Here is a 17,534-nt window from a genome sequence, read left to right on the forward strand (position 1 = left end):
AAAACAATAGGTTATGACCATGGACACGATCTACGCCCTGGCTTCGGCGCGGGGCAAGGCGGGTATTGCGGTCATCCGGATTTCAGGTCCGGACGCCTGGCCCGCGGTCAGGTTTCTCGCCGGGAGTTTGCCGCCGCCGCGACGGGCCGGTCTTCGGAAGCTGAGGCTCGACGGAGAGGTGATCGACGAAGCAATGATCGTGACCTATGCGGCGGGGGCGAGTTTCACCGGGGAAGAGACGGCAGAGCTGCAGGTGCATGGCGCGACCGCAACCGTCGCGGCGGTGCTGAAGGCGTTATCGGAGCGGCCGGGTCTGCGCCCCGCGGACGCGGGAGAGTTCACGCGGCGGGCGCTGGAGAATGGTCGGCTCGACCTTGCGCAGGTCGAGGGACTTGCAGATCTCATCGAGGCGGAAACCGAGGCGCAACGCAAACAGGCGCTGCGGGTGCTGTCAGGGGCGGTCGGGGCGCGCGCCGAAGGGTGGCGCCGCGATCTGATTCGCGCGGCGGCGCTCTTGGAGGCGACGATCGATTTTGCGGACGAGGATGTGCCGGTGGATGTAACACCGGAGGTTTTGGCGCTTATCGACGCGGTCGCCGAGGAACTGCGGCGTGAGATGAGGGGTTTCGGGGCGGCGGAGCGGGTCCGGGAAGGTTTCGAGGTCGCCATCGTCGGCCGTCCGAATGCCGGGAAATCGACGCTGCTCAATGCACTGGCCGGGCGCGACGCAGCAATCACGTCCGAAGTTGCCGGTACGACGCGGGACGTGATTGAAGTGCGTATGGATCTCGACGGTCTGGCGGTGACGTTGCTCGATACCGCAGGGTTGCGAGAGACGGACGACCATGTGGAAAGCATCGGTGTGGAGCGCGCTCTGGCGCGGGCGCGCCTCGCCGATCTTCGGGTGTTTCTGGTCGAAGGTGAAGCTGTGCCGATGATCGAGCCGCGGACCGAGGATATCGTCGTCAGCGCGAAGGCGGATCTCAGCGCGGGTGGCGGGTCAAGAATGGGTGTCTCGGGAATGACGGGGCAGGGCGTGTCGGAGCTGATTGCGGCGATTTCGGAGCGACTCGGGAAGCGCGCCGGTTCCGCGGGGCTTATCACGCGCGAGCGGCATCGATTGGCAATCGAGCGCGCCGTGGGGTCTATGGAATCGGCGCGTGATGAGGTAAGAAACGGACCGGATCGGGCGGAGCTGGCTGCCGAAAATCTCCGGCATGCCGTGAGGGCGCTCGATTCTCTGGTCGGGCGTGTTGATGTTGAGGATCTTCTCGATGAAATCTTCTCGAGTTTCTGCATCGGCAAGTGAGGAGTGTTTCACGTGAAACATTTTGACGTCGTGGTGGTCGGTGGCGGGCATGCAGGGGTCGAGGCGGCTCATGCAGCGGCGCGGCTCGGTGCTTCGACGGCACTTGTGACGCTGCGCCGAGATGGTATTGGCGTGATGTCTTGCAATCCGGCGATCGGAGGGCTTGGTAAGGGCCATCTCGTCCGCGAGGTCGATGCGCTCGATGGCGTGATGGGGCGGGTGGCGGATAAAGCCGGCATCCAGTTCCGGCTCCTTAATCGGCGCAAGGGGCCAGCGGTCCAGGGACCGCGTGCTCAAGCGGATCGAAAACTCTACCGGCAGGCTATGATCTCGGAGATGGAAGCGCGGCCCGACCTCGTCCTGATAGAGGGCGAAGTCATTGATTTCCGAATTCATGATCAGGGAGTTGCCGGTGTCGTTCTCGCTGATGGCGCGGTCATTGAAGCCCATGCCGTTGTCCTGACCTCTGGCACGTTCCTTCGCGGAGTGATCCATATCGGCGATCAGCGCCAGCCGGGAGGCCGAATCGGCGACAGGCCCTCAGTCCGGTTGGCCGAACGAATTGATGGATTTGGACTTCCGCTTGGCCGGCTCAAGACGGGAACGCCGCCGCGGCTTGATGGACGCACGATCAACTGGGATGGCTTGGAGCTTCAGGACGGCGACGCGGAGCCAGTGCTGTTTTCCTTCCTCAATCGGCGCCCGTTCGCGCGCCAGATCAGTTGTGCAATAACTCATACGAACGAGCGCACCCATGCGTTGATTCGGGACAACCTTTCGCGCTCTGCCATGTATGGCGGCCATATTGAGGGCGTTGGTCCGCGCTACTGCCCCTCGATCGAGGACAAAGTCGTTCGATTTGCCGACAAAACGTCGCACCAGGTATTTCTTGAGCCGGAAGGGTTGGACGATCCGACAGTCTATCCCAATGGTATTTCAACATCGTTGCCGCTGGATGTGCAGGAGTCCTACGTTCGCTCGATCGCCGGGCTTGAAGCCGTGGAGATACTGCAGCCCGGTTACGCGATCGAATATGACTACGTGGATCCCCGCGCGCTGGCGCCGACTCTGGCGGTGAAGCAGGTACCGGGTCTATATCTTGCGGGCCAAATAAACGGAACTACAGGATATGAGGAGGCCGCGGCGCAGGGCCTCGTCGCGGGGCTTAACGCTGGACTCGCTGCACTGGGCCGGCCACCGGTGACCTTCAGCCGCACGAAGAGCTATATCGGCGTGATGATCGACGATCTGGTAACGCGTGGCGTGACAGAGCCATACCGTATGTTCACGTCGCGCGCGGAATTCCGGTTGTCGCTGCGCGCCGATAATGCGGACCAGCGACTCACGGGATTCGGTATCGAACTCGGATGTGTCGAAGAAGATCGGCGACTGCGCTTCCTCGGAAAGATGGAACGACTCACCGCGGGCCGGTCGGCGCTGGAGGCGGTTCAAATCACGCCGCGCGAAGCGGCGGAGTGGGGTATCAGCATCAGCCAGGACGGACAGCGCCGTTCGGCTTTTGCACTGCTGTCCTTTCCGGATGTGGATTTTTCGACACTGGTGCGAATCGATCCGGCGCTTGCGGATATCGACCTCGAAATCCAGGAGCAACTCGCACGCGACGCGCTTTACGCCAATTATATCGACCGGCAAAGATCCGATGTTGCAGCGATGCAGCGAGATGAACATCATGAAATCCCAGCAGATTTCGATTATACGGCGCTGCGCGGATTGTCCTACGAACTGCGCGAGAAGCTAATGCGCGCGCAGCCGAGAACTCTAGGACATGCGAGCCGTATCGATGGCATTACGCCGGCGGCGTTGACGGTCATCTTGGCGGCGCTGCGGCGCGCTGATAAGCAGCGCACGGCGGGGTAGGCGTGGGCGAGATCTTTGACTTCGGGCGGAATGTTTCACGTGAAACATCTGATCGGTTTGAAGGCTACGTTTCCATACTCCGGAAATGGAATCCGGCGATCAATCTCGTCGCGCGCTCGACGATCGATGACGTAAGACGCCGGCATCTTGCCGACTCGGTGCAGATCTTCGACTTGGCTCCTCCAGTAGCCCGGACTTGGACCGACCTTGGGAGCGGTGGCGGCTTTCCGGGGCTCGTTGCCGCGATTCTGGCGGCGGACGAGCGCCCGGACCTGAGAGTAACGCTTGTGGAAAGCGATCAGCGGAAGGCCGCGTTCCTTGACACGGTAAGCCGCGAACTCGGCCTCACGACCGAGGTTCGGGCCGAGCGAATCGAAGCGCTCGAGCCTCTCAAGGCCGAGGTCGTTTCGGCGCGAGCGCTTGCGCCTCTTGCGACGCTTGTGCGCTTTGCTGATCGGCACCTCGCAACCGGCGGTGTCGCCTTGTTCCCTAAAGGCGCGAATCATCAGGTCGAGATCGATCAAGCGCTTGAAGATTGGAAGTTTTCCTATCAAAAGACACCGAGCAGGACGGATCCCGACGCCGTCATCCTGACCATCGGAGGTATCACGCGTGTCTGATCCGACTCGTCCGCCGGGCCCGCGAATCATCGCAGTCGCCAACCAGAAGGGCGGGGTGGGCAAAACCACGACCGCGATCAATCTTTCCGCGGCGCTCGCCGAAGAGGGTTTGAGCGTGCTCCTCGTCGACATCGATCCTCAGGGCAACGCGTCAACCGGCCTCGGCATTGAGCCCGCGCAGCGGGAAAGGACCACCTACGATCTCCTGATCGAAGACGCATCACTGATGGACGTGATTCGCCCGACGAAAGTCGAGGGGCTCTGGCTCTGTCCCGCAACGACCGATCTCTCGTCGGCCGACATTGAGCTTGTCGCGAACGAAAAGCGCAGCTTTCTTTTGCACGACGCGCTGCGACAGCCGGCGATCGACAGTTTTGACTTTGACTACATCCTGATCGATTGTCCGCCTTCGCTCAGCCTGCTCACCGTCAACGCGATGGTCGCCGCACATTCGGTCCTGGTGCCGCTGCAGGCCGAATTCTATGCGCTCGAGGGCCTTTCGCAGCTGATGCTGTCGATCCGGCAAGTCCGGCAAACCGCCAATGCGGATCTGCGGATCGAGGGCATCGTCCTCACGATGTATGATAGCCGGAACAATCTCTCACAACAGGTAGAGGCTGATGCCCGCGACAACCTCGGCGCGCTGGTGTATGAGACGGTCGTGCCACGCAATGTCCGGCTGAGCGAGGCACCGTCCTACGCGGTGCCGGTTCTCGTTTACGACACGATGTCGAAGGGAAGTCTTGCCTATCGCGCGCTTGCGCAGGAAATGCTGGCGCGGCACGGGAAGAGCTAGGAAAGGGCAACACATGTCAGACAGAAAGAGCGAACGGCGCGGTCTCGGCCGCGGTCTTTCGGCCCTTATGGCGGACGTCAATCTTGACCGGGCGGAGGACTCGCTTGGTGACCGCCCTCGGCGGTCAGACGCGCGCGTGCCGGTTGAGAAGCTCGAGCCCAATCCCGACCAGCCCCGCCGGGATTTTCCGCGCGAGCAGCTTGAGGAGCTTGCCGCATCGATCCGCGCGAAGGGCATTATTCAGCCACTAATTGTCAGGCAAAATCCAAGAAAATCAGATAGTTACGAGATTGTAGCCGGCGAGCGACGCTGGCGCGCCGCGCAGATGGCGCAACTTCACGACGTTCCGGTCGTCGTTCGGGAATTCACCGATACCGAGGTGCTTGAAGTCGCGATCATCGAAAACATCCAGCGCGCCGACCTGAACCCGGTCGAAGAGGCGATGGGTTACCGTCAGCTCATGGACCGGTTCGGTCACACCCAGGAGAAGCTCGCGGAAGGCCTCTCGAAGAGCCGCAGCCACATCGCCAATCTCCTGCGGCTGCTGACCCTGCCCGACGAGGTCCAGACCTGGCTGCGTGAAGGTCAGCTGACCGCCGGGCATGCCCGCGCGCTCGTCACCACGGACAATCCCGTCGCCCTGGCACGGCAGGTCATCGCAAAGGGTCTTTCGGTACGCGAAACCGAGCGGCTGGCCAAGGCTCCGGCCAAAACAACCGCACCGCGACAGGCGGCGCGCCCGGAGAAGGACGCCGATACCCGCGTTCTCGAACAGGATCTCTCGGCCAATCTGAAGATGAAGGTAGTGATCGACCACAAGGGCCATGACGGCGGCAATCTGATGATCACTTACCGAACGCTCGACGAGCTTGACGAGCTCTGCCAGATCCTGAGTTCGACTCGCTAGGCCTCAGGCCGCGTCCAAAGAAACAGCAGCACGCCACAGAGAACGACGGCCTGCACGGCCAGCAGCCCGAGGGGCAGGCGGAATGCCGCGGCGAGGCACAGCGCAGCTGCAATCGACGCGCTCGCTATCCACTTTACGCGCCGCGAGACCGCGCCACGCTCCTGCCAGTCCCGGATTGGCGGTCCGAACTGATGATGCGCCACAAGCCAGCCATGCATCCGCTCCGACCCCCTTGCGAAACAGAAAGCCGCGAGCAGCAGAAAAGGGACCGTCGGCAAGAGCGGGAGCACGATTCCGGCCGCGGCCAATGCCAGGGCTGCGCCGCCCGCGAGCAGCCAGATCGGGCGGATCATGGCATCAACTCGCGAATTACGGCGTTTAATACGGCACGACCTGCTGCCGTCGCGGCAATTCGCGTGCCATCGCGGCGTAGCATCCCGAGCTCTTCAAGTCGGTCCACGGCGATCTCATACAACCCGACTCCAGCAAGCTGCGCATACCGGTTCATATCCATGCCCTCGACCAGCCTCAGCGCCATCATCAGGTATTCGCCGGCCTGATCGGCCTCCGAAATAGCTTCGCGCGGAGACTCTCCGTGGCCTGCCGCCTCGACCTGCTGTAGCCATCTGGAAGGAGCGAGCGGCGTTTCCGTCGCAAACCTCTGTCCTTTGAGCGTCAGCCGGCCGTGTGCTCCCGGCCCGATCCCGGCGTAATCGCCATAGCGCCAGTAGATCAGGTTGTGCCGGCTCTCCGCCCCATCCCGCGCGTGGTTCGACACCTCGTAGGCGGGCATACCGGAGGGTCCTAGAATATCTTGTGTTTTCAGATACATATCTGCCGACAGATCGTCCTCGGGCAATCCCCTCAAACCACCCGCCGCGTGGCGGGCGCCGAAGGCTGTTCCATCCTCGATCGTCAGCTGATAGAGCGACAGGTGATCCACCGCCATCGCCATCGCTTCGCCAAGTTCCGTCTCCCAAGCGCGCAGATCTTGATCCTGACGCGCGTAGATGAGATCGAAGCTCACCCGGGCGAAAACATCGCGCGCCACATCGAACGCCGCACGCGCCTCCGTGACCGAATGCAGCCGCCCGAGCCGCTTCAGATCAACGTCGTTCAACGCCTGAATACCCATCGAGATCCGGTTGACCCCGGCCTCGGCATAGCCGCGGAACCGCCCGGCCTCGACGCTGCCGGGATTGGCCTCGAGCGTCACTTCGAGATCGTTCGCCATCCTCCAGGTCGCACGCACCTTGTCGAGGATCGCCGCCACCAGTTCGGGCGCCATCAGCGACGGCGTGCCGCCGCCGAAGAATACGGTGTTGAGGATACGTCCCTCGGTCTCGCGTCCGACCCGCTCGATCTCCGAGAGATAGGCCCGCTTCCAGCGCTCCTGATCGATCTCGGCCGCGACGTGGGAGTTGAAATCGCAATAGGGGCATTTAGACGCGCAGAACGGCCAGTGCAAATAAAGCCCAAAACCACCGTGCTGCCAGTCTTCCATCAATGCCACTCCGGTCCGACCCGTCTTCACCCTTTGAAGGCGGTGACCTCGATCTCGACCTTCATTTCTGGCCGGATCAGCCCCGCGACCACCATGGTCGCCGCCGGCCGGATCTCGCCGAACGCCTCTCCGAGCGCCGGCACCAGGTCCTCGACCAGCGCGGCATCGGTCACCGTATACTGCACTCGCACCACATCCTCGAGGGTGAATCCAGCCTCACCCAGGACATCGCGGATCGTCGAGAAGCAGTTCCGTGCCTGATCTGCGATTTGCTCCGGGATCGTCATCGTGGCGTAATCATAGCCGGTCACGCCCGACACAAAACACCAGCCACCCTTCACGACTGCCCGGCTATAACCCATCGTCGCTTCGAACGGCGATCCGGTCGATATCCGCTTCATGCGTCGCTTCCCTCGAAACAGGCCACCAGCTTTCCGAACGCATCAGCGCGGTGACTGATCCGGTTCTTCTCGGCCGGATCCATCTCCGCGAAAGTCACGTCGTAGCCATCCGGCTGGAACATCGGATCGTAGCCGTGTCCTTGGGCCCCGCGCATTGGCCAGACGACCTGGCCCTCTACCTTGCCTTCGAACACCTCGTCGTGACCGTCCGGCCAGGCCAAAACCATCGTCGCCCGGAACCGCGCACGGCGGGGGTAGGGGGCGCCCGCGCGCTCCAGCTCATCCCAGGCCCGGGTCATGGCCTGCACGAAATCCCGCCCCGAAGGCGTCATCGCCCAATCGGCGGTATAGACGCCCGGCGCGCCGCCAAGACCGTCGACCTCGATGCCGCTGTCATCGGCGAGCGCGGGGAGCCCTGTCGTCATTGCGGCGGCATGGGCCTTGATGCGGGCATTGCCGACGAAGGTCGTCTCGGTTTCCTCGGGCTCCGGCAGCCCCATCTCGCCGCCGCTGACGCAGGCGATGCCGTAGGGTTCCAGAAGTGCCGCGATCTCGGCCAGCTTGCCCTTGTTGTGGGTCGCCACCAGCAGCCGCTTGCCCGAGAACTTCCGCATCAGATCGCTGCCTTCTGCGCCTCGACCAGTCGTGCGATCCCGGCCTCGGCGAGATCGAGGAGCCGGCCCATCTCGTCGCGCGAGAAGGTCGCGCCCTCGGCCGACATCTGCACCTCGATCAGACGCCCGCGTCCGGTGAGGATGAAATTGCCGTCGGTTCCCGCCTCGCTGTCCTCGGCGTAATCGAGATCGGCGATCGGCTGGCCGGCATAGATACCGCAAGAAACCGCGGCCACATGATCGACGATCGGATCCGAGGTCACGACCCCGGCCTTGAGGAGCTTGTTGACCGCCAGTCTGAGCGCCACCCAACCGCCGGTGATCGCCGCGCAGCGGGTGCCTCCGTCGGCCTGGATCACGTCGCAATCCACGACGATCTGGCGCTCACCAAGCGCCACCCGGTCCACGCCGGCTCGCAGCGCACGACCGATAAGCCTTTGAATTTCTTGAGTTCTTCCCGATTGCTTGCCGGCGGCCGCCTCACGACGATTGCGGGTGTTGGTGGCGCGGGGCAGCATGCCGTATTCGGCCGTGACCCAGCCGAGTCCGGTGCCCTTCAGGAACGAGGGCGCCTTGTCCTCGATCGTCGCGGTGCAGAGCACATGGGTGTCGCCGCAACGGATCAGGCAGGATCCCTCGGCGTGTTTGGTGACACCCGTTTCGATCGAGATCGCCCGCATCTCGTCGAGTTTCCGGCCAGAGGGTCGCATGGATCGTCCTTTCCTCGCTCTTTCGGCCAGATACAGGCCGCTTGGCCGCGGATGCAACCCCGATTGACGGTTGGGGTCTTGGCTCTTTAACTGTCCCGCACCCATATGGGGTTGGCGATGAATGACAGAGCAAAGATCCTGGCCGAGATGAACGACCGTTCGCGGGAGGTGTTCCGGCGCGTGGTCGAAGGGTATCTCGACAGCGGTGATCCGGTCGGCTCGCGCACATTGACCCACGCGATGAGCGAGAAGGTCTCGGCCGCGACGATCCGCAACGTGATGCAGGATCTCGAATATCTCGGCCTTCTCGACAGCCCCCACACCTCGGCCGGCCGGATCCCGACCCAGCTCGGTCTCAGGATGTTCGTCGACGGGTTGATGGAGGTCTCGACGCTCTCGCTCCAGGACCGCGAAGCGATCGATGCGACGACGGGCGGCAAGGAGCCGGGGGTCGCTTCGCTTCTCGACCGCGTCGGCCAGGCTCTGTCCGGAATTACTCACGGCGCGAGCCTCGTGTTGACGCCGAAGCACGAAGCCCCGATCCGCCACATAGAATTCGTGAGCCTCGGTCCCGAACGCGCGCTCGTGGTGCTTGTCTTCGCCGACGGCCAGGTCGAGAACCGTGTCTTTACTCCGCCTCTCGGCCAGACGCCGTCCTCGATGCGCGAGGCAGCCAACTTCCTCAACGTGCTGGCCGAGGGCCGGACACTTTCCGAACTTCGCGTCCATATGCGGACCGAGATTGCCCGGCGCCGTCAGGAGCTCGACGCCGCCGCGCACGCACTCGTGGAAAGCGGGCTTGCGGTCTGGGAGAATCCGGGCGAGGCGACGGAGCGGCTCATCGTCCGGGGTCGGGCGAACCTGATCGACCAGGCCGACGAGGCCGATCTTGACCGGATCCGCACGCTCTTCGACGATCTGGAACGCAAGCGCGACATCGCGGAATTTCTCGAACTTGCCGAGGCCGGTGAAGGTGTGCGCATTTTTATCGGCTCCGAGAACAAGCTTTTCTCACTTTCGGGTTCCTCTCTGGTGGTCTCTCCCTATATGAACGCTGACCGTAAGATCATCGGTGCCGTGGGTGTGATCGGTCCGACGCGGCTGAACTATGGCCGCATCGTGCCGATCGTCGACTACACGGCGCAACTCGTCGGACGGCTCTTGTCCGGGGAGCGCAAGGGATAAGACCATGAGTGACATGAAGAAAGACGAGATTGCCGAGGATCAGGCGCTGATCGGCGACGAGGGACTCGAGATCGACGTGATGGCCGGAGAGCTTGAGGCGCTTCGGGCCGAACGTGACGAGATGCGCGACCGATTCATGCGTGCGCTCGCGGACGCCGAGAACATCCGCAAGCGCGGCGAGCGCGACCGTCGCGAAGCCGAGCAATATGGCGGCTCCAAGCTCGCCCGCGATCTCCTGCCGGTCTACGACAACCTCAAGCGCGCGCTCGATGCGGCCAGCGAGGAAAGCCGCGTTGCCGCCAAGGGCCTCATCGAGGGCGTCGAGCTGACCATGCGCGAGTTGATCAGCGTCCTCGGTAAGCATGGCGTCCAGCCGGTCGTGCCGGCGGTCGGCGAGAGCTTCGACCCGCAACTGCATCAGGCGATGTTCGAGGCGCCGGTGCCCGGCACCAAGGCGGGGGACATCATCCAGGTGATGACCGAGGGCTTCATGCTCCACGAACGGCTGCTGCGCCCGGCGCAGGTCGGCGTCAGCTCGATGCCGAAGTCCTGAGTTCCGGCGTCGAGGGCGGGGGTTTCACACCCCCGCACCCCCGTGGGGTATTTCCGCAATGAAGAAGGGATGAGGTCGCGTCTCAGTCGCCGGTCAGGGCCTTGAGCTCGTAGAGCGCGGCCAGGGCTTCGAGTGGGGTCATCTCGTCGGGATGAAGGGCGGACAGCCGGTCTTCCAGCTGCGACTCCTGTTTGACCGGCCGCGCCGTGGCGGCGGGCGCGGCACTGAAGAGCGGCAGGTCGTCGATCAGCGTGTGCTTGCGGGTTCCGCCCTCGCGTTCGCCTTTCTCCAGCGCGTCCAGCACGATCTTTGCCCGTTCGACAACGGCCGTCGGCAGTCCCGCGAGGCGAGCGACCTGCACGCCGTAGCTGCGATCAGCCGCGCCCTTTCGGACCTCGTGCAGGAAGATCACCTCGCCTTCCCATTCCTTGACCGCGACAGTGGCGTTCTCGACCCCGTCGAGCTTGTGCGCGAGCGCGGTCATCTCGTGGTAATGGGTGGCGAAGAGCGCCCTTGTGCGGTTCACGTCATGCAGGTGTTCGAGCGTCGCCCAGGCGATCGAAAGGCCGTCATAGGTCGCGGTGCCGCGGCCGATCTCGTCGAGGATGACGAGCGCCCGGTCGTCGGCCTGGTTGAGGATCGCCGCCGTCTCGACCATCTCGACCATGAAGGTGGAGCGACCGCGGGCGAGGTCGTCGGCCGCGCCGACCCGGCTGAAGAGCTGGCTGACGAGGCCGATGTGGGCGCGGCGCGCCGGGACGAAGCTGCCGGCCTGCGCGAGGAGCGCGAGGAGCGCGTTCTGGCGCAGGAAGGTCGACTTGCCGGCCATGTTCGGGCCGGTCAGGAGCCAGATCGCCGGAGTCTCGCCGCTGGTCAGCAGGCAGTCATTGGCGATGAAGGGCTCGCCTGTGCGTTTCAGCGCGCGTTCCACGACGGGATGCCGCCCGCCCTCGATCTCGAAGGCGCGGCTGTCGTCGACCGTGGGTTCGCACCAGTCCTCGCCGCGAGCGATATCGGCGAAGGCGGCGGTGAGGTCGATCTCCGAGAGCGCACGGGCCGCTTGCGAGATGAGGACGGAGGTGTCGAGAACCATCGCTTTCAGGCCGTCATAGAGCCTTTTTTCGATCTCGAGCGCGAGGTTTCCGGCGTTGAGGATCCGGGTCTCCATCTCCGACAGCGGGACCGTGGTGAAGCGCACCTGGTTGGCCGTGGTCTGGCGATGGATGAAGGTCTCGTTCAGCGGCGCCGAGAGCATCTTCTCGGCATGGGTCGCGGTCGTCTCGATGAAATAGCCAAGCACGTTGTTGTGCTTGATCTTGAGGCTCTGGATACCCGTCTCGGTGATGTAGTCGGCCTGCATCCGAGCGATCACGCCGCGACCCTCGTCGCGCAGTTGCCGCGCCTCGTCGAGTTCCGGATTGTGGCCGGCCGCGATGAAGCCGCCGTCGCGGGCCAGAAGCGGCGGCTCCGCCACCAGGGCTGCATCGAGATAGGCAACGAGATCGCCGAAACCGACGAGATCCTTGGCGGCGCCGGCGAGCCGGGCCGGTATGTCTCCGTCAAGCCGCCGGGCGATGGAGCCGGCCTCGGCGAGCCCGGCGCGGATCGCGGCGAGATCGCGCGGTCCGCCCCGGTCGAGGGCGAGCCGCGACAGTGCCCGGTCGATGTCGGGCGCCTTCCTGAGATCGGCGCGTAGCGCCTCGGCGAGCCGGGCTTCGCCCGCGAGGAACCGCACCGCTTCGAGCCGCGCGCGGATCTCGGCGAGGTCGCGCGAGGGGGCGGAGAGCCGCCGTTCGAGAAGCCGCGCTCCGCCTGCGGTCACGGTGCGGTCGATCGCGGCGATCAGCGAGCCGTCGCGACCGCCCGAGAGCGACTGGGTGATCTCCAGATTGCGTCGCGTCGCGGCGTCGATCTGCACCGAGCCGCCCGGCATTTCCTTCACCGGCGGGCGCAGGAGCGGCAGCTTGCCGCGCTGGGTGAGGTCGAGATAGTCGACGATCGCGCCCATCGCCGAGGCCTCTGCCCGGTCGAAACTGCCGAAGGCGTCGAGCGTGGCGACGTCGAAAAGCTCGCAAAGGCGTTTCTCGGCCCCGGTACTGTCGAAGGACCCGCGCGAGAGCGGCGTCATCGCGGCCCCGGAATCAGACACTAATCCAGCCAGGTCGGCCTCTTTCGTCTCGCTGACGACGACCTCGCGCGCGCCAAGTCGCGCGAGTTCCGGCGAGAGCCGGGAGATCGGGCAGGGGATCACGCGAAACTCGCCGGTGGAGATATCGACCCAGGCGAGGGCGGCCGTGTCGCGCACCTCGGCCCAGGCGGCGAGGAAGTTGTGGCGCCGTGCCTCCAGAAGCGACTCCTCGGTCAGCGTTCCGGGCGTCACCAGTCGCACCACGTCGCGCGCCACGACCGATTTCGAGCCGCGTTTCTTCGCCTCGGCCGGGTCCTCCATCTGCTCGGCGATGGCGACGCGGAAGCCCTTGCGGATGAGCGTCAGAAGATAACCCTCGGCGGAATGCACCGGGACGCCGCACATCGGAATGTCCTGGCCGAGATGCTGGCCGCGCTTGGTCAGCGCGATGTCGAGCGCCGAAGCCGCCGCCTCGGCATCATCGAAGAACATCTCGTAGAAATCGCCCATCCGGTAGAAAAGGAGCGCGTCCGGATAACGCCCCTTGATCTCCAGAAACTGCGCCATCATCGGCGTCACATTGCCGTCCTGAGCGTTCACGCGCACCCCCTCGATCCTCGCCGCGACCCTACAAAACCGCGCTCCCGGGGAAAAGCCGCTAATCGGTGCATTGTGACCCGAGGGAAGCGGCGCTATGACGGCGGAAACGATCAAGGAAACGTCGCTTATGGCCCCGAAGAACCGCGTCACGCCCGAAGAGGCGCTTGCCTACCACCTGAACCCCACGCCCGGGAAGTACGAGATCAACGCGTCGAAGCCGATGGCGACGCAGCGCGATCTTTCGCTCGCCTATTCGCCGGGTGTCGCGGTGCCGGTCGAGGCGATCGCGGCCGATCCGGGGACGGCCTATGACTACACGGTGAAGGGCAACATGGTCGCGGTCGTGTCTAACGGCACCGCGATCCTCGGGCTCGGCAATCTCGGAGCCCTGGCCTCGAAGCCGGTGATGGAAGGCAAGGCGGTCCTCTTCAAGCGCTTCGCCGACGTGAACGCGATCGACATCGAGCTCGATACCGAGGATGCCGACGAAATCATCAAGGCCGTCAGCCTGATGGGCCCGACCTTCGGCGGCATCAACCTTGAGGACATCAAGGCGCCGGAATGCTTCATCATCGAGAGCCGGCTGAAGGAGATCATGGACATTCCGGTGTTCCATGACGACCAGCACGGCACCGCCGTCATCTGTGCCGCCGGGCTCATCAACGCGCTGGAACTGTCGGGCAAGCGGCTCGAAGATTGCCGGATCGTTCTGAACGGCGCCGGGGCGGCGGGCATCGCCTGCCTTGAGCTGATCAAGACCATGGGCGCGCGGCCGGAAAACTGCATCATGTGCGATACCAAGGGGGTCATCTACCAGGGCCGCCAGGAAGGCATGAACCAGTGGAAATCGGCCCATGCGATCAAGACCGACGCGCGGACGCTCGAGGACGCGATGCGCGGCGCCGACGTCTTCCTCGGCGTGTCGGCCAAGGGCGCGGTGACGCAGGAGATGGTCGCCTCGATGGCGCCGAATCCGGTCATCTTCGCGATGGCCAACCCCGATCCCGAGATCACGCCGGAAGAGGCGCATGAGGTGCGCGAGGACGCGATTGTCGCCACCGGCCGGTCGGACTACCCGAACCAGGTCAACAACGTCCTCGGCTTTCCCTATCTCTTCCGCGGTGCCCTCGACATCCACGCCCGCGCGATCAATGACGAGATGAAGATCGCCTGCGCCGAGGCGCTGGCGAAACTGGCCCGCCAGCCGGTGCCGGAAGAGGTGGCGATGGCCTATGGCCGCAAGCTCTCCTTCGGACGCGACTACATCATCCCGACGCCGTTCGATCCGCGCCTGATCCACGTCATCCCGCCGGCGGTCGCCAGGGCCGGGATGCATACCGGCGTCGCCCGCCGTCCGATTATCGACATGGAGGCCTACGAGCTCCACCTCAAGAGCCGCATGGACCCGACGGCGTCGATCCTGCAGGGCATCCACGCCCGCGCCCGCGCCGCCCAGGCGCGGATGATCTTCGCCGAGGGCGACGACCCGCGCGTGCTGCGCGCGGCGGTGGCCTATCAGCGCGCCGGGCTCGGCAAGGCGCTGGTGGTCGGTCGCGAGCACGATGTGGCCGAGAAGCTGACCATCGAAGGCCTTGTCGACGCGGTCGGCGAGATCGAGGTGGTGAACGCCGCCAACACCAAGCATCTCGATACTTACAAAGAGTTCCTCTACGAGCGCCTGCAACGCAAGGGCTTTGACTGGCACGACGTCCATCGTCTAGCCGCCCGCGACCGGCACGTCTTCTCGGCACTGATGCTGGCGCATGGTCACGGCGATGGACTCGTTTCCGGGGCCACGCGCAAATCGGCCCATGTGCTCGGCCTCATCAACCACGTCTTCGACGTGAAGGCCGAGGATGGCGCCGTCGGCATCACCGCGATCGTCCATCGTGGCCGGATCATCTTTCTCGGCGACACGCTGGTGCATGAATGGCCCGACGAGAACGACCTCGCCGACATCGCCGAGCGCGGCGCGCTCGTCGCGCGTGGCCTCGGGATCGAGCCGCGCGTCGCGTTCCTGTCGTTCTCGACCTTCGGCTACCCGGTCTCGGAGCGCGCAACCAAGATGCACCAAGCGCCGCGCGTGCTCGACAAGCGCGGAGTCGACTTCGAATACGAGGGCGAGATGACGGTGGATGTCGCTCTCAACCCCGAACAGATGGCACATTACCCGTTCTGCCGGCTCTCGGGCCCAGCCAACGTGCTCGTCGTGCCGGCGCGGCATTCGGCCTCGATCTCGGTGAAGCTGTTGCAAGAGATGGCGGGCGCGACCGTGATCGGCCCGATCCTCACAGGTGTCGACAAGCCGATCCAGATCTGTTCGATGGGCTCCACGGTCAACGATATCCTCAACATGGCGGTGATCGCCGCCTGCCGGCTGGGACAGGGATGACGATCTACAATCTCGGCTCGATCAATATCGACCACTTCTACCGGGTGCCGCATCTGCCGGCGCCCGGAGAGACGCTGGCGGCCGAGAGCTACACGGTGGGACTTGGCGGCAAGGGCGCGAACCAGTCCGCCGCCGCCGCCAAGGCCGGGGCGAGGGTCGTCCATATCGGCGCGGTAGGATCCGATGGTACCTGGGCGGTCGACCGGCTCGCCGGATGGGGGGTCGATACCCGGCACATCGCCCGGCTCGACACGCCTTCGGGCCATGCGATCATCAATGTCGATGCGGGCGGCGAGAACGCTATCGTGCTCTTTCCCGGTGCCAACTGGGCGCTGCCGTTCTCCTTGATCGACGCCGCGCTTGCCGGTGCCGGGCCAAGCGACACGCTGCTCTTGCAAAACGAGACGGCGCATCAGGCCGAAGCGGCCGCACTGGCGCGCGAGCTTGGCATGCGGGTGATCTATTCCGCCGCCCCCTTCGACATCGGCGCGGTGCAGGCCGTGCTGGAAAACGTCACCGTTCTGGCCCTGAATGCCGTCGAGGCGGACCAGCTCGCTGCCGCGATGGGGATCGGGCTCGACCTGATCGACGTGCCGGAACTTCTGGTAACGCGCGGCGCCGAAGGCGCCGAATGGCGCTCGCGGGAGGGCGACCGCGCCGTTGCCGCGCCCGTGAAGGTCCACGCGGTCGACACGACCGGCGCAGGCGACACGTTCGCGGGCTATTTCGCGGCCGCCCGCGATGCCGGCCGCCCGCCGGCCGCGGCGCTGTCGCTTGCCGGCGCGGCGGCGAGCCTCAAGGTCACGCGCCACGGCACCGCCGACGCGATCCCGACGCTCGACGAGGTTGAGGCCTTCCGGGCCTAGTGGGCGAAGGGCGCCGCGCTGCCCCAAAGCGCCTGTATCCGCGCGTCACGGCCGCAGGCCTTGCGGTAGAACTTGTAGGCCTCCGCCTGCCGCTTCGGGCCGCGCCGGGTGAGGACCAGGTCGGTGCCCTTGTAGTAATTCTGGTGGTAGGCCTCGGCCTTGTAGAACGGCTTCGCCTTCAGGATCGGCGTCACGATCTTCTGGCCAAGCGCCAGTTCCGCCGCGGCCTTCGCGGCTTCGGCAGCGTTGCGCTGACCCTGGTCTTTCACGAAGACCGCAGTGCGATAGCTTTCGCCCCGGTCGCAGAACTGGCCACCGGCATCGGTCGGGTCGACCGAGCGGAAGAACATCTCGAGGATCTTCGGATAGCCGATCTTATCCGGGTCGTAGCGGATCTCGACCGCCTCGTAATGGCCGGTGCCGCCGCGGCTGACCTGCTTGTAGGTCGGATTGGCAGTCTTGCCGCCGGTATAGCCCGAGACGACCTCCTTCACCCCCGGCACACTTTCGAAATCCGCCTCCACGCACCAGAAACACCCGCCCGCGACGATCGCGGTTTCGGTCGCGGCCAGGGCCGGGCTGGCGAGAAAAGTCAGGGCAAGGGCAAGTCTCAGCATGGCGTCCTCCGGTTTGCCGAAGCATGGCGGAACTCGGGCCCACGGCAAGTCATCTTCCCGTGAAGCGTCGTGAGCAACCGCCCGTCAGGCGCGATTTCAGCCGGAATAGAGACTGTTTAACCCAGAAGCTTCGCAAGCCCCATCGCCACGCCGAGGTCGCCCGAGACCTTCAGCTTGCCGAGCACCACCCCGGTCATCGGGTTGAGCTTGCCGGTCAGGAGCTTCACGAGATTGTCCTCGGAGATCGTCAGCGTGCAGTCGGTCTCGCGGTCTGTGGTGCAGGCGGTGCCTTCGGCGAGCACGATCACCCCCGCATTGCCGCAGTCGAACTTGAGCGACCCGGAGAAGGTCCGGGTTTCGAGCGTTCTGGCAATGTCGGCGGCGATGGCGTCTAGCGGCATGAGATCCTCCCGGTTGTCCGGAAGGATCTAGGATTGGCCGCCCGCGAGGTGCA

Annotated in this window: 17 protein-coding genes; 9 read left to right on the forward strand and 8 right to left on the reverse strand. The window is 64.7% G+C overall.

Going from position 1 to position 17,534, the window contains the following annotated elements; all coding sequences use genetic code 11:
* Positions 1 to 19: 19 nt before the first annotated feature.
* From mnmE to OEZ60_RS08800, 5 genes are read left to right on the forward strand one after another with little or no spacing between them, the layout of a single operon-like run.
* Entirely contained in the window at positions 20 to 1,309 is a 1,290-nt protein-coding gene (mnmE, locus tag OEZ60_RS08780; protein ID WP_263335170.1) for a tRNA uridine-5-carboxymethylaminomethyl(34) synthesis GTPase MnmE, read from the forward strand.
* Between the two features lie 12 nt (positions 1,310 to 1,321).
* On the forward strand, positions 1,322 to 3,187 hold the full coding sequence (gene mnmG, locus OEZ60_RS08785) for a tRNA uridine-5-carboxymethylaminomethyl(34) synthesis enzyme MnmG (RefSeq protein WP_263335171.1): 1,866 nt from the start codon (positions 1,322 to 1,324) through the stop codon (positions 3,185 to 3,187).
* Between the two features lie 2 nt (positions 3,188 to 3,189).
* Positions 3,190 to 3,807 (forward strand): 16S rRNA (guanine(527)-N(7))-methyltransferase RsmG, encoded by a 618-nt coding sequence (rsmG, locus tag OEZ60_RS08790; protein ID WP_263335173.1) that lies wholly within the window; start codon positions 3,190 to 3,192, stop codon positions 3,805 to 3,807.
* Positions 3,800 to 4,603, forward strand: coding sequence for a ParA family protein (locus OEZ60_RS08795; protein ID WP_263335174.1), 804 nt, complete (start codon positions 3,800 to 3,802; stop codon positions 4,601 to 4,603). Before rsmG ends, OEZ60_RS08795 begins: the two co-directional genes overlap by 8 nt.
* A 13-nt stretch (positions 4,604 to 4,616) precedes the next feature.
* Entirely contained in the window at positions 4,617 to 5,510 is an 894-nt protein-coding gene (locus tag OEZ60_RS08800) for a ParB/RepB/Spo0J family partition protein (RefSeq protein ID WP_263335402.1), read from the forward strand.
* Here OEZ60_RS08800 and OEZ60_RS08805 read toward each other — a convergent pair.
* Genes OEZ60_RS08805 through rph form a run of 5 tightly spaced genes read right to left on the reverse strand, consistent with a single transcriptional unit; the run spans position 5,507 to position 8,739 of the window.
* Positions 5,507 to 5,860 carry a YbaN family protein gene (locus OEZ60_RS08805; protein ID WP_263335404.1) on the reverse strand — a complete coding sequence of 118 codons (354 nt, stop codon included), beginning with the start codon at positions 5,858 to 5,860 and terminating at the stop codon, positions 5,507 to 5,509. The two genes, OEZ60_RS08800 and OEZ60_RS08805, sit on opposite strands and share 4 nt — an antisense overlap.
* On the reverse strand, positions 5,860 to 7,014 hold the full coding sequence (hemW, locus tag OEZ60_RS08810) for a radical SAM family heme chaperone HemW (RefSeq protein WP_263335176.1): 1,155 nt from the start codon (positions 7,012 to 7,014) through the stop codon (positions 5,860 to 5,862). The genes OEZ60_RS08805 and hemW overlap by 1 nt, the downstream gene beginning before the upstream one ends.
* Before the next feature lie 26 nt (positions 7,015 to 7,040).
* The gene (locus OEZ60_RS08815) at positions 7,041 to 7,415 is read right to left on the reverse strand and encodes a RidA family protein (RefSeq protein ID WP_263335178.1); all 375 of its coding nucleotides are present in this window, start codon (positions 7,413 to 7,415) and stop codon (positions 7,041 to 7,043) included.
* Positions 7,412 to 8,029 carry an RdgB/HAM1 family non-canonical purine NTP pyrophosphatase gene (gene rdgB, locus OEZ60_RS08820; protein WP_263335179.1) on the reverse strand — a complete coding sequence of 206 codons (618 nt, stop codon included), beginning with the start codon at positions 8,027 to 8,029 and terminating at the stop codon, positions 7,412 to 7,414. Before rdgB ends, OEZ60_RS08815 begins: the two co-directional genes overlap by 4 nt.
* Positions 8,029 to 8,739 carry a ribonuclease PH gene (rph, locus tag OEZ60_RS08825; protein WP_263335181.1) on the reverse strand — a complete coding sequence of 237 codons (711 nt, stop codon included), beginning with the start codon at positions 8,737 to 8,739 and terminating at the stop codon, positions 8,029 to 8,031. Before rph ends, rdgB begins: the two co-directional genes overlap by 1 nt.
* Before the next feature lie 117 nt (positions 8,740 to 8,856).
* Here rph and hrcA point away from each other — a divergent pair, with 117 nt between their 5' ends.
* Positions 8,857 to 9,924, forward strand: coding sequence for a heat-inducible transcriptional repressor HrcA (hrcA, locus tag OEZ60_RS08830; RefSeq protein WP_263335184.1), 1,068 nt, complete (start codon positions 8,857 to 8,859; stop codon positions 9,922 to 9,924).
* 4 nt (positions 9,925 to 9,928) lie between these two features.
* Positions 9,929 to 10,477 (forward strand): nucleotide exchange factor GrpE, encoded by a 549-nt coding sequence (locus OEZ60_RS08835; RefSeq protein ID WP_263335185.1) that lies wholly within the window; start codon positions 9,929 to 9,931, stop codon positions 10,475 to 10,477.
* 82 nt (positions 10,478 to 10,559) lie between these two features.
* Here OEZ60_RS08835 and mutS read toward each other — a convergent pair whose 3' ends face one another.
* Complete coding sequence (gene mutS, locus OEZ60_RS08840; RefSeq protein ID WP_263335405.1) at positions 10,560 to 13,175, reverse strand: DNA mismatch repair protein MutS; 2,616 nt, start codon at positions 13,173 to 13,175, stop codon at positions 10,560 to 10,562.
* A gap of 157 nt (positions 13,176 to 13,332) precedes the next feature.
* Here mutS and OEZ60_RS08845 point away from each other — a divergent pair, with 157 nt between their 5' ends.
* Positions 13,333 to 15,597 (forward strand): NADP-dependent malic enzyme, encoded by a 2,265-nt coding sequence (locus tag OEZ60_RS08845; RefSeq protein ID WP_263335407.1) that lies wholly within the window; start codon positions 13,333 to 13,335, stop codon positions 15,595 to 15,597.
* Entirely contained in the window at positions 15,594 to 16,463 is an 870-nt protein-coding gene (locus tag OEZ60_RS08850; RefSeq protein WP_263335187.1) for a PfkB family carbohydrate kinase, read from the forward strand. Before OEZ60_RS08845 ends, OEZ60_RS08850 begins: the two co-directional genes overlap by 4 nt.
* Here OEZ60_RS08850 and msrA read toward each other — a convergent pair.
* Both msrA and OEZ60_RS08860 read right to left on the reverse strand, forming a co-directional pair.
* Positions 16,460 to 17,080, reverse strand: coding sequence for a peptide-methionine (S)-S-oxide reductase MsrA (gene msrA / locus OEZ60_RS08855; protein WP_263335188.1), 621 nt, complete (start codon positions 17,078 to 17,080; stop codon positions 16,460 to 16,462). The genes OEZ60_RS08850 and msrA overlap by 4 nt on opposite strands.
* Positions 17,081 to 17,196: 116 nt before the next feature.
* Positions 17,197 to 17,481, reverse strand: a complete 285-nt coding sequence (locus OEZ60_RS08860) for an SCP2 sterol-binding domain-containing protein (protein ID WP_263335190.1) — start codon at positions 17,479 to 17,481, stop codon at positions 17,197 to 17,199.
* Between the last annotated feature and the right edge of the window lie 53 nt (positions 17,482 to 17,534).

The sequence above is a fragment of the Albidovulum salinarum genome (genome assembly GCF_025673475.1).
Lineage (GTDB): Bacteria > Pseudomonadota > Alphaproteobacteria > Rhodobacterales > Rhodobacteraceae > Albidovulum > Albidovulum salinarum.